Origin of the sequence: Pseudoteredinibacter isoporae, assembly GCF_011602085.1 — a bacterium.
Lineage (GTDB): Bacteria > Pseudomonadota > Gammaproteobacteria > Pseudomonadales > Cellvibrionaceae > Pseudoteredinibacter > Pseudoteredinibacter isoporae.
This window is the reverse complement of the sequence record NZ_JAAONY010000001.1, coordinates 1,540,470-1,552,570: the sequence shown is the minus strand read 5'-3', so window position 1 is coordinate 1,552,570 and position 12,101 is coordinate 1,540,470. Positions and strand designations below refer to the sequence as shown.

Sequence of the window (12,101 nt, the reverse complement as noted above, 5' to 3'; positions counted from 1 at the left end):
ACTGCTTTATCACTTTTTACGAACTGAATCTGGCAAACATTGATCCAGTGCTTTTAAAAGTTGATCAATATGGGACTGCTCATGATCGGCCGTCAGGGTAACTCGTAATCGAGCGCTATTTTGAGGAACCGTCGGCGGACGAATTGCCACCAGAAAAACTCCCCGCTCTCGCAAAGCTGCTGCCGCACTCAACGCCAGACCAGAATCGCCCAACAACAGAGGCTGTATAGCCGTCGGTGACGACATCAGAGGAAGCCCAAGGCTCTGGCTGCCTTCACGAAAATAGTCGATCAGCTGCTTCAGTTTCTTGCGGCGATCAGGTTCGTTCTGAACAATATCCAGCGCCGCTAGACTGGCGGCTGCCACACTGGGTGGCAGCGCCGTGGTATAGATATAAGGCCGGGCAAACTGAATCAAAGCTTCAATGAGAGCTTCGCTGCCGGCAACAAATGCGCCATAACTGCCCATAGCCTTTCCGAGAGTCCCCATCAAGATAGGAAGTGCGTTCTGATCCAGATTCCAATGCTCCACACTGCCCGCACCAGCATCCCCCAGAACGGCAAAGCCGTGTGCATCATCCGCCAGCAATAATGCATCTTCTTCGCTCGCAATATCGGCCAGCTGATCGAGAGGCGCGAGATCGCCATCCATGCTGTATACCGCATCCACGGCGATCAGTTTTCCTTCCGCCGAACTGGAACTTAAACGCTGACGCAAGTGATCCATGTCATTATGAGAAAAACGCAGCAGGCGAGCGCCGCTCAACTGGGCGCCATCTAATAGAGAAGCGTGATTTAAGCGATCATGAAAGACCGCATCGCCTTTACTGAGCAAGACTTGTTGAATGGCCAGATTGGCGGCAAAGCCGGACGGGAATAATAAAGCTCGCTCACGACCAGTAAATGCTGCCAACTGCTGCTCCAGCTCACGATGCAAATCGCTATGGCCGCACACCAAGTGGGAAGCTCCGGCTCCAAAGCCAAATTGATCCAGACTGTGTTTGGCCTTTTCAATTAAAGCCGGATGATTGGCCAGACCAAGGTAATCGTTACTGCTGAAATTCAGAAATGCTTTTTCACCAAATTGAACCACTGCACCTTGTGGAGAACCGAGATTCAATCGCTCGCGATAAAGCTGTTGTTCTCGACGTGCCTCCAGGCGCTGGTTCAAACGGTGAAGTAAAGCTGACACAGATCATTTTGCCGCATTATAAAAATGCGCATCGTATTTGGCTTCGTTAACGGCTTGCAGCAATTCCTCTTCCACAGTTTCATCGTCTTTCTCAACTTCCTGTGGCTGCTCCAGTGTTTCCGCATTAATGCCCAAGCGTTTAAACAACTTGGCATCTTTACCTTCGCCAGGGTTAGCCGCAGTCAGCAACTTGTCCCCCAGGAAAATTGAGTTGGCACCTGCCATAAAGGCCATCGCCTGTAACTCGTCGCTCATCTGTTCGCGACCCGCAGACAGACGCACATAGGATTTCGGCATCACAATACGGGAAACCGCGATGGCGCGAACAAATTCCAGTGGATCAATATCATCCATATTTTCCAACGGCGTGCCCTTAATACGAATCAGCATATTAATGGGTACTGACTCAGGGTGTTCAGGAAGGTTAGCCAGATTCTGGATGAGACCGATACGATCGTTCTGCTCTTCACCCATGCCCAAAATACCGCCGCTGCAAACTTTCATTCCAGCCGAACGCACATGATCCAGAGTTTCCAAGCGATCGCCATAGGTGCGAGTGGTAATAATGTCGCCATAGTATTCCGGAGACGTATCCAGGTTATGGTTGTAGTAATCCAAACCGGCATCAGCCAACTCGCTGGCCTGATCTTCACTCAACATGCCCAGAGTCATGCAGGTTTCCAAACCCAAGGCCTTCACTTCACGCACCATCGCAGTGACGTGGGGCATGTCTTTTTTCTTTGGAGAACGCCAGGCAGCACCCATACAGAAACGAGTTGCACCTTTAGCCTTTGCATCTTTGGCCTCGTTCAGCACCTTTTCCAACTGCATCAAACGCTCTTTTTCAAGGCCGGTGTCATAACGGGCACTCTGTGGGCAGTAAGCGCAGTCTTCAGGGCAGGCGCCAGTCTTAATGGAACAAAGAATGCTCACCTGCACTTGGTTAGGATCAAAATTCTGGCGATGAACCACCTGAGCTTGAAACATTAACTCATTAAAAGGCAGGTTCATCAGCTCGCTGATTTCCTGACGGGTCCAATCGTGGCGAATTTCGGCGTTGAACATGGTGATCTCTCTTGTTCTCTTATCGTTCTCTGGGTCGATGCACGTGGCAGGTAGCTCGGCAGCTAAATCACACTTTGGGCTTTGGCCCCAGTCTTGTAGAGCTAGCATCATAAGAGCTGAGAAGCCCCTGTCAACCCAAAAACCACCCAATGGTTGACTAGGGCTAAGTAACTGACCCTATACAAGCTTACTGTCGAGAACGGGAGGACTCCCATCATCATGCCCCAGCCCGCTAAACCACAGCCTCTCCGGGAGGTTCTTAAACAACTCTTTCCAAATCAGTGCTTGCTCTGCGGGCAACCGGGACAGACAACCTGCAAACCTTGCCTCGCGGGCCTGCCATGGCTTGAACACTGCTGTCAGCGCTGCGCGCTGCCGTTGAGCAGCCGTGCTGAGCTTTGCGCCCACTGCCTTCGTGAACCTCCGGTTTTCCAGCACTGTCTGTGCCTGTGGCGGTACGAATTCCCCATTAATGGACTCATCCAGCGTTTCAAGTATCAGGCGAATCGGGACGCCAGGACGTTTTTGGAAACCCAACTAAGCCGGGCAGTCGGTATTTATCTCGCCCAATGTGACAGGGCTTATGATGCGGTACTGGCCGTACCCAGCCACCCCTTAAGACGTTTTCGTCGAGGCTACAACCCATCTTATCAGCTGGCGAAAGCTGTATCGCAATACTGCCAATGCCCCCACACACAAGCATTGGGGAAAAGTCGATGGAGCCACAGCCAACAGGGACTCAATCGAAAACAACGACTAAAAAATCTTAGCGGTAGCTTTTCTGTTCACGGGCCAGTGGCCGGACAGAGGCTGCTACTGATAGATGATGTAATGACCACAGCAACCACCGCCAATGTGATCAGTGAGCTTCTGTTGAATCACGGCGCTACGTCGGTTGATATCGCCTGCCTGGCCAGAACACCCCAGCACATGTCCAGTTAAGCCAAGGCGAAATTAGACACCCACCACAGGCCTAGGCGACAATTGTTACACACACTTTTGTTATGCAACTTTTCGCCGTAATACAGCTGATTGAGACACGAAGCTGACCAAATAACGGCAAATCCCATAAGTTTTACCGCATTTTGGAACACTACATTACTATGAATAAGAACATCGTCATTAGCGGCACGGGCCTGTACACCCCCCCATACAGCGTAAGCAACGAAGAGCTGGTTGAGGCGTTAAACGCCCATGCGGATAAATACAATGAAGAAAACGCCGCCGCTATTGAAGCTGGCGAGCTGACCGCCAAATCCAAATCCAGTGCGGAATTTATCGAGAAAGCGTCCGGCATCAAAAGTCGTTATGTCTATCGTAAAGAAGGCATTTTGGATGTTGATCGCCTTTACCCGGTTATCCCCCTGAAAGCCGAAGATGAGACGAGTGATCAGGCATTGATGGCCATCGAAGCCGCCAAAGACGCCATGGCTGCCGCCAACAAAACCGCTGAGGATATCGATGCAGTTATCGTCAGCTGCGCTTACACCCAACGCTCTTATCCCGCGATTGCTATCGAAGTACAAACCGCTCTGGGAATTGAAGGTTTCGGCTTCGATATGCTGGTTGCATGTTCGGCTGCCACCTTTGCGCTGCAACGTGCCTACGAGATGGTGACTGCTGGCACCGCCAAGGCGGTTCTGTGTATTAACCCGGAGCTGACCACACCACAGATTGATTACTCCGATCGCGACAGCCACTTTATTTTTGGCGATGTTGCCACCGCAACTATTGTAGAAGCCGAAGACACGGCCAATTCTGAAAACTGCTGGGATGTATTGAGCACCAAAGCCTTTACCTCTTTCTCAAACAACATCCGCTCCAGTTTTGGTCATGCAGCACGCACCAACGATGTTGACCCGTTCTGGAAGGAAAACCTGTTCCATCAGAATGGCCGCAAGGTATTCAAAGAAGTTTGCCCGATGGCGGCAGAGCACATCAATGAACATCTGTCTCGCCATGACCTGACGGCGGATAATGTGCAACGCTGGTGGCTACACCAAGCCAATATCAATATGAATTTGCTGATCAGTAAAAAACTGCTGGGCCGTGACGCCACTGCGGAAGAGGCACCGATTGTTCTCGATGAATTTGCCAATACTGCATCGGCGGGCTCTCTGATCGCCTTCCACAAATATTCTCAAGACCTGAAAGCCGGCGATCACGGTGTCATCTGCTCCTTCGGTGCAGGCTACTCCATCGGCAGCCTGGTCGTGCGCAAGCGTTAATTCGCACGACATTCAACCTCGTACAGGGCCTTCCCGGCCCTGTACAGTTCAGCTCCAATTCATTCCCTCTTGCTAGCATCTGTTCCACTCTATCTATCGTGGAGATATAAAAATGGAACAGATTAACCATTACTCTCAAGTCGCCGTTGAGCTCTTTATGAGCTACACACCACGCCTTTTACTGGCCCTGGCTACCCTCGTTGTTGGTCTTTGGCTGATTGGTATTGTGGTGAAAATTACGCAATCCGGGCTGAAAAAATCCAACACCGATGAAACCCTGATCAGCTTTATCAGCAATCTGGTTTCCTGGGGTTTAAAAGCCCTTCTGGCCCTTAGCGTTGCCTCAATGGTGGGTATTGAAACCACCTCTTTCATTGCCGTTCTGGGTGCCGCGGGTCTGGCCATCGGTTTGGCCTTGCAAGGCAGTCTGGCCAACTTTGCCGGTGGTGTATTAATTATTTTGTTTAAGCCTTATAAGGTCGGCGATTTAATTAAAGCCCAAGGTGAACTGGGTGTGGTAAAAGACATCCAGATTTTTGTCACCGTGCTGGTGACGCTCGACAACAAACAGGTCATCGTTCCGAACGGCGCCATGTCCAATGGCAATGTTGTGAACTTCAGCGGTGAAGGTCAGTTGCGTGTTGATTTGAGCATTGGCATTTCCTACGACTCGGACATTGCCAAAGCCAAGAAAGTCATCATGAAAGTGATGGAAGCGCATCCAAAAGTTATGGACTCACCAGCCCCCTTTGTTGGTGTTGACTCCATGGGCGACAGCTCCGTGAATCTGGCTGTATGGCCATGGGCGACCCCGGATGATTATTGGGATGTGTACTTCGACATTAATGAACAGATGAAAGTCGCTCTGGATAAAGCGAAGATCAGTATTCCTTTCCCACAGCGCGATGTACATTTGTACAATCACCAAGCGTAACCGCTGCGCGAGTTCAGAAACAAAAAAGCCGGCTTTATCGCCGGCTTTTTTTATGGCTATTTCGTTTTATTTGCTTTGTTGGATCTCGGCAAGTTCGTCTTCCAGAATCGCAATCAACCAATCGCGTTGTTGCTGCTGCCTGGCTAACGTCAGTGCTTTAACGGCAGCCTCTTCAGCCTGATCCAATTGCTTTTGAGCACGATGCCATTTGGAAATTGCCTGCTGAACCGTAAAGTCGTTGGCATTCTCCTCAAAGGACGCCTGCAATAACTCACCCGCCTTATCGTATTCTTTTTCCTTGATTGCCAGAGCCGCCAGATGATTGCGTAAATCTATCAGCGACAGGGGCAGGTGCTGAGTCGTTTGCAGATACAGGCTCGCCGCTTTTTCGGCCTTCTCTTCTTCCGGATATTGATGCATCAGAGCTTTATAGGTAAATGCGGGAATGGCCTGCTGCAAATTAAAACGTTTGAGATAAGCAAGATAATGCTCGCGAACCGCTTCAAAGTTTTCGTAAGCGGCCAGATCTTTATAGGAAATGTACCAACCTTGAAACAAATCCTTTAAAGCATGGCGCAGTGCGGGAAGCGTTACTGAATCGTGGTTTTCTTCTGTGAAATGTTTGAAATCCCAATCCACACCAACAGGTCGATTCCGGTCAAGCTGCTCAACCAAACCATACACCCCCATGCGAGGTTCATTGGCCAGGGACAAATACAGTTTCTTGGCTGGAGCTTTGATTTTTTTCAGGTAGTCTTTGACTTTGCCTTCCATGCGATAGTCTTCCCACCACATCATTGGGCTGATTGCGATATAAGCTGAGAAACTGTCGCTGCTGGCGAATAGACTATTGACCACAAACAAACCGCCGATGGATTGCCCTTCCAGAATATCAAAACCTGAGCTACGGTATTTGCCGTTGATTTCGGTTTTCAACTCTTCATTAATAAAACGCAGAAAATCGTCGGCATCACCACCTTTGCCGAGAGGCAAAGGTGGCTGCATATTGTTGCGGTAGCGGGCGATACCTTTCGCAGAAATACCGACCACAATCATTTCCGGTATCAAAGGATTATTGCCCTTGGCCAGATTTTCGACCATGCCCGCAATGCTCAGAAAGTTGTAATCGCCATCAATCAAATACAACACCGGGTAGTTGTATTCGGGCTTGGCGTAATAACTGGCCGGCAAATAAATATTATAACGTCGTTCCTCATCCAGGGTTTCCGAGAAAAGGCGGTGACTCTGCAGAAAACCATAGGCCTGGGGTTCGGCCATCGCTTGAGCTTCTGGTTCTTCTTCAAGAGGAGCTTCTTCGCTCGACTCGACGGCTGAATCGTCAGCTTGGTCCCCTGCGCTTTCAGTCTGCACAGGAACAACATCAGCAGCCGGCTGATCGGAATCAGCGGATTGCCCCAGCGCAGAAGCCGCCAATGCGGAGAATAGCAATGTAAGAATTATGCCTTTTATGCCCGGTACGGCCATGCTCTGCACCTCTGAGTACGGTTTAAAAATCAGCCAGGATTATACTCTCAGTACGAAATTAAGACAGGGCCTTATACACATTTCCCGTATCCCCAAGAACGTGGTTTTCGCGTATCCTTATCTCACGAGACAAAGAAGGAAACACCGTTGGAAACTGAAGAGAGCCCTATGCAGCACCCTTATGATGCCTTACATCCAGATGCCGTCATCGACGCTGTGGAATCACAGGGGCTTATCTGCGATCTGCGCATCTATCCACTGAACAGCTATGAGAACCGGGTTTATCAGATCGGAATTGAAGATGCTCCTGCGCTAATCGGTAAATTCTATCGCCCCGAGCGCTGGAGCCGAGAGCAAATTCTCGAGGAACACCAGTTCAGCCAAGCCTTGAAAGATCTCGATCTCTCGGTGGTCGCACCCTGGAAAAATGATCAGGGAGAAACCCTGTTCGAACACGCCGGCTTCTACTTTGCCTTGTATCCTCGTCAAGGTGGCCACGCTCCCGAAACCGGAGATCTGGATCAGCTATTCAGCATAGGTCGAGCCCTGGGGCGTATTCACCAAATGGGCAAACAAAGCGATTTTCAACATCGTCCGAAACTGGATATCGAGAGCTTCGGACGAGCCAGTCGCGAATTTTTGCTGGCCGAGAAGTTTATTCCCGTGGATTTGATTCCCGCCTATGACAGCCTCAGTCTGGACATCCTGCAACGCGTGGAAGATACCTTTTCCCGCAGCAACGCCCAATGGATTCGCTGCCACGGCGACTGCCATATTGGCAACATTTTGTGGCGACATGATACCGCTCACTTTGTCGACTTCGACGACGCACGCATGGCACCCGCGATACAGGATTTGTGGATGCTTCTTTCCGGTACCCGCCACCAACAAACCGAACAGTTGAGTGAAATTCTGGAAGGCTATCGCGAGTTCTGTGATTTCGATACTGCCGAGATACAATTGATCGAAGCTTTGCGAAGTTTAAGATTGATGCAATATTCAGCCTGGTTAGCTCGCCGCTGGGGCGATCCGGCGTTTCCAAAAGCGTTCCCCTGGTTTAATACCGAACGCTACTGGGCCGAGCATATTCTTTCCTTAAGAGAACAATTAGCCGCGATGCAGGAACCCGCTCTACAGGTTTACTAATTGCGACACTCAGACTGTCCCCTCAGAAAGGCAACTTATCAGACTTTACAAAAATTGATGGCCAATACTTGTTAGCCTGGGGGCAGCCTCCGGGCTTATAGGATATAGTTACATGAGAAAGTCATGATATAGGTGAAGGCGAATGAATATCGGCGCCCAAAATACAAGCAATAAAACTGGAGCGGAAAGCGGTTCTGAACATGGTGATTTTATCTGGGAAAGTATTCGCCAGGAAACTCAGCAGCAAACCGAAAAAGAGCCCATTTTAGCCAGCTTCCTGCATGCCACTATTTTAAATCACGAATCGCTGGAGTGCTCTCTCAGCTACCATCTCGCCAATAAACTGGAAAGCCCGGAAGCCTCTGCCCTCTTGATTCGGGAAGTGATTCATCAGGCTCTGCGCGCTGATCCGAATATTGGCCAGGCGATGCGTGCTGATATTGCTGCGGTGAAACATCGTGACTCCGCCTGCAATTCACTGTCGATCCCATTTTTATACTACAAAGGCTTTCATGCATTGCAGGCCTTTCGTATTGCCAATTGGTTATGGCGTAACGAGCGCCAAGCGCTGGCTCTGTTTTTCCAAAACCGCATCTCGGTGGTATTTTCTGTCGACATTCACCCGGCGGCAACAATTGGCCAGGGTATTATGCTGGATCACGCCACCGGCATTGTGATTGGTGAAACTGCAGTAGTGGAAGATAACGTTTCGATTATGCAGGCGGTTACCTTAGGCGGTACCGGCAAAGTTTCTGGCGATCGCCACCCGAAAGTTCGAGCCGGAGTCTTGATCAGTGCCGGTGCGAAAATTATTGGCAATATTGAAATTGGTGAAGGCGCCAAAGTCGGTGCAGGCAGCGTGGTGTTAAAAGATGTTGAACCACACACGACGGTTGCCGGTGTTCCTGCAAAAGTGGTGGGTTGCCCTGATACCCAACAACCCGCATTGAATATGGATCATCAACTCAATTGCGATTTGGACAAACTTTGATTGTTTGAATGCCTCTGCCCAGAGGCTAGGCTCTGGGCCAGGCGAAGCTGAGCACTTCGGAAATATGCTCAGCTTCGCTAAGCTGCAGCAGTAAACGATCCATCCCCAATGCCACGCCCGCACAATCCGGCAATCCCGATTCCATCGCCGCCAATAGGCGCTCATCAATACTGACTTCCGGCAATGCGCTGTTTCGACGCTGTTGGTTGTCCGCCAGAAAACGCGCCCTTTGCTCTTTTGCATCCTGCAATTCCCAGTAACCATTGGCCAGTTCCATGCCATCGATAAATACTTCAAAGCGTTTTGCAACGAGCTGTCCCTGCTCATCAGGCATGACTCTAGCCAAGGCCGCTTGGCAAGCCGGGTAGTCATAAATAAACACCAGGCCTGGTAACAGGGGTTCGATGTATTGGCTGATTAAAACATCCAGCGCCGTGCTGATATCTTCACAGCGGTAATCGCCCATATCCAAGTGTTGATCAATGCAATCTTGCAAATCAGCCAGGCTGGCCTCATGGGGATTAATAGCCAAATGCTCATTAAATAAATCGCCATAACTTTTATAACGCACAGGGAGAGTTGAGCACGCTTCCGTGGTACTTTCTCCCAAGACACGGCCATCGTATCCGGAAAAGATCGGCACCAATTCCTGTATCAGGTTTTCCAGTTCGGCCATCAACTGGCGATCATCAAAGCCTTTGCGATACCACTCCAACATGGTGAACTCGACATTGTGTCGCCGACCACTCTCGCCAGCTCGAAACACTTTCGCCAGACTGTAAATATCACCACAGCCAGCGGCGAGCATTCGCTTCATGGCGTATTCTGGAGAACTTTGCAGATAATAAGGCTGCCCCTGATGTAAACAGCTCAAGCACTCAATATACGGATCGCTGACAGGGTGCTGCGCCAACAAAGGCGTTTCCACCTCCAACACTTCGCGCTGATGAAAAAAGTCGCGCACAGCTCGATTGATAGCACCTCGAAGGCGCAACATCCCGGTATTTGCATTGGGTTGCCAATCCTGAGAACTCATGGACTCAATCCTGATGGAGTGCGGTATTACTGAAAAACTAGCCGCTGAAAACAAACAGGCCAGCATAAGCGCTGGCCTGTTATCTACTGCGTGTCAAAACCCAAATGGGTGCCGGACAGCGCTTAAATCCTTGATTAGGTCCTAATCATATGGACCTTGATCAATCAGTCCTTCGCGCGACCCAGGTATTCACCGGTACGAGTATCCACACGAACCTTCTCACCCTGAGACAAGAACAGAGGCACTTTAACAACCGCGCCGGTAGACAGTGTTGCCGGCTTGGTTCCACCTTGCGCGGTGTCACCTTTCAGGCCTGGATCCGTTTCAGTAATTTCCAGCTCAACGTGGTTTGGCGGAGTGATGGCCAAAGGAGAACCGTTATACAAGGTTACCGTCACCGTATCTTGCTCACGCAACCACTTGGCGGCATCACCAACGGCCTTTTCATCTGCCTGATGCTGTTCATAGCTGTTTGGATCCATGAAATGCCAGAACTCACCATCGGAGTACAGGTATTCCATGTCGTAATCCATCACATCGGCGCCTTCCAGGCTCTCACCCGACTTAAAGGTACGCTCCCATACGCGACCAGAATTCAGGTTACGCAGTTTTACACGGTTAAAGGCCTGACCTTTACCAGGTTTTACGAATTCATTATCCAGAATTGAGCATGGCTCGCCGTCCAGCATCACTTTCAGGCCGCTACGAAATTCATTAGTGGAGTAATTTGCCATGGTTGTTCCCAAATCTCATGTTCAAGGCTTGCCTCGATCAACCCCAAGCCGCTTGGCTAACACGGGGGATCGAGCGTAAAAGCCGGCCATTATACCCAGCATTGCTCTGCAGTTCGAGGGCCACCCGGTATCTGGCAGAACTGCTACAATGCGCCCCTGTTGTACGCAAATGTCCTGAAAACTATGAACACAATCCTGCCCACCCTCCAACTCGAGCCCAGCCCCCAGAGCTGGCAACAGGCGTTGCAGGATTTAATCAAGAAGCCGTCCGAGCTGGCCGAATTGCTGAACCTGAGCCCGGAGCAACTAAGTCAGGAAGCCGCTGAACAATTTGAAGTTCGGGTTACCCGGCATTTCGCCAGCCTGATGGAACCGGGCAACCCCAATGATCCCCTGCTGTTGCAAGTGCTGCCCGGTATCGCCGAAACCATCAAAGCCGAGGGTTACAGCAGCGAACCGCTCATGGAAAGCGACCAATTCAACCCAAGGCCAGGCGTCATCCATAAGTACAAAGGCCGACTGTTGCTGATGGCGAGCAATCAATGCGCGATTAACTGCCGCTACTGTTTCCGCCGTCACTTTCCTTATCAGGATCATCATTTGGGACGCAAACAGTGGCTGGAGGCCGTGGACTATATCGCTCAGGATCATAGCCTCAGCGAAGTCATTCTCAGCGGTGGTGATCCTCTCAGCCAGAGCGATAAACAACTGTCCTGGCTGGCAGAGCAGCTCAAGGATATTCCTCATATCAAGCGCCTGCGTATCCACAGCCGCCTGCCCGTGGTGCTCCCCAGCCGGGTGGATGAAAAGCTGCTAAGCTGGCTCAACAGTGAGCACTTGCAAACCTCAATGGTATTGCATATCAACCACCCCCAGGAAATATCAACCGAGCTCAGACACGCTTGCAAGCGGCTGAAAGACGCCGATGTACGCCTGTTCAATCAATCCGTTCTTCTCAAGGGAATCAATGACAACAGTGGGATTCTGGCGGAACTGAGCGAAGCACTCTTTGAAAGCCATATTCAACCTTACTACCTGCATCAGCTCGATAAGGTGCAGGGGGCTGCGCATTTTCAGGTTGAGGATGAGGACGCTCGCCGACTCTACTATGAACTAAGGGCCGAGCTGCCCGGTTACTTGGTTCCACTTCTTACTCAGGAAATACCCGGCAAAGCTGCAAAAACTCCCATAGTTTAGTCTATTATTGTGATAAGCTTCACATAAAATAGAAAAGCTGAGTAGCAGCCTATTGAATGTACGCTGAATAGCTGCTGCTACTTAGATAAGAAAT

At 50.4% G+C, this 12,101-nt stretch carries 11 protein-coding genes and 1 pseudogene; 7 read left to right on the top strand and 5 right to left on the bottom strand.

Annotated elements, in window-relative coordinates; genetic code table 11:
- Positions 1-9: 9 nt before the first annotated feature.
- Together bioF and bioB are read right to left on the bottom strand one after the other, a co-directional pair.
- Positions 10-1,191, bottom strand: a complete 1,182-nt coding sequence (gene bioF, locus G8768_RS06800; RefSeq protein ID WP_166849489.1) for an 8-amino-7-oxononanoate synthase — start codon at positions 1,189-1,191, stop codon at positions 10-12.
- 3 nt (positions 1,192-1,194) lie between these two features.
- Complete coding sequence (bioB, locus tag G8768_RS06795) at positions 1,195-2,256, bottom strand: biotin synthase BioB (RefSeq protein WP_166849492.1); 1,062 nt, start codon at positions 2,254-2,256, stop codon at positions 1,195-1,197.
- A gap of 219 nt (positions 2,257-2,475) precedes the next feature.
- Here bioB and G8768_RS21335 point away from each other — a divergent pair.
- The 4 genes and pseudogenes from G8768_RS21335 to G8768_RS06780 form a co-directional block, all read left to right on the top strand.
- Positions 2,476-2,658, top strand: a pseudogene (locus G8768_RS21335) (double zinc ribbon domain-containing protein); the annotation flags it as partial.
- Between the two features lie 123 nt (positions 2,659-2,781).
- Positions 2,782-3,198 (top strand): ComF family protein, encoded by a 417-nt coding sequence (locus G8768_RS06790; RefSeq protein ID WP_166849495.1) that lies wholly within the window; start codon positions 2,782-2,784, stop codon positions 3,196-3,198.
- A 161-nt stretch (positions 3,199-3,359) separates the two neighbouring features.
- Positions 3,360-4,484 (top strand): beta-ketoacyl-ACP synthase III, encoded by a 1,125-nt coding sequence (locus G8768_RS06785; protein ID WP_166849498.1) that lies wholly within the window; start codon positions 3,360-3,362, stop codon positions 4,482-4,484.
- A 112-nt stretch (positions 4,485-4,596) separates the two neighbouring features.
- Positions 4,597-5,418, top strand: a complete 822-nt coding sequence (locus G8768_RS06780; protein ID WP_166849501.1) for a mechanosensitive ion channel family protein — start codon at positions 4,597-4,599, stop codon at positions 5,416-5,418.
- 66 nt (positions 5,419-5,484) lie between these two features.
- Here G8768_RS06780 and G8768_RS06775 read toward each other — a convergent pair whose 3' ends face one another.
- The gene (locus G8768_RS06775) at positions 5,485-6,903 is read right to left on the bottom strand and encodes an alpha/beta hydrolase-fold protein (protein ID WP_166849504.1); all 1,419 of its coding nucleotides are present in this window, start codon (positions 6,901-6,903) and stop codon (positions 5,485-5,487) included.
- A gap of 168 nt (positions 6,904-7,071) precedes the next feature.
- On the opposite strand from G8768_RS06775, the gene G8768_RS06770 reads away from it, so the two are divergent.
- Positions 7,072-8,049 (top strand): serine/threonine protein kinase, encoded by a 978-nt coding sequence (locus G8768_RS06770; protein WP_166849507.1) that lies wholly within the window; start codon positions 7,072-7,074, stop codon positions 8,047-8,049.
- A gap of 142 nt (positions 8,050-8,191) precedes the next feature.
- Entirely contained in the window at positions 8,192-9,040 is an 849-nt protein-coding gene (gene cysE, locus G8768_RS06765) for a serine O-acetyltransferase (protein ID WP_166849510.1), read from the top strand.
- Between the two features lie 25 nt (positions 9,041-9,065).
- On the opposite strand, the gene epmA is transcribed toward cysE, so the two are convergent.
- The gene (epmA, locus tag G8768_RS06760) at positions 9,066-10,076 is read right to left on the bottom strand and encodes an EF-P lysine aminoacylase EpmA (protein WP_166849513.1); all 1,011 of its coding nucleotides are present in this window, start codon (positions 10,074-10,076) and stop codon (positions 9,066-9,068) included.
- Positions 10,077-10,240: 164 nt separating this feature from the next.
- Positions 10,241-10,810: an elongation factor P gene (gene efp, locus G8768_RS06755; protein ID WP_166849516.1), complete on the bottom strand. Its 570-nt coding sequence runs from the start codon at positions 10,808-10,810 to the stop codon at positions 10,241-10,243.
- 183 nt (positions 10,811-10,993) lie between these two features.
- Here efp and epmB point away from each other — a divergent pair, with 183 nt between their 5' ends.
- Positions 10,994-12,007, top strand: a complete 1,014-nt coding sequence (epmB, locus tag G8768_RS06750) for an EF-P beta-lysylation protein EpmB (protein WP_166849519.1) — start codon at positions 10,994-10,996, stop codon at positions 12,005-12,007.
- Positions 12,008-12,101: the final 94 nt, after the last annotated feature.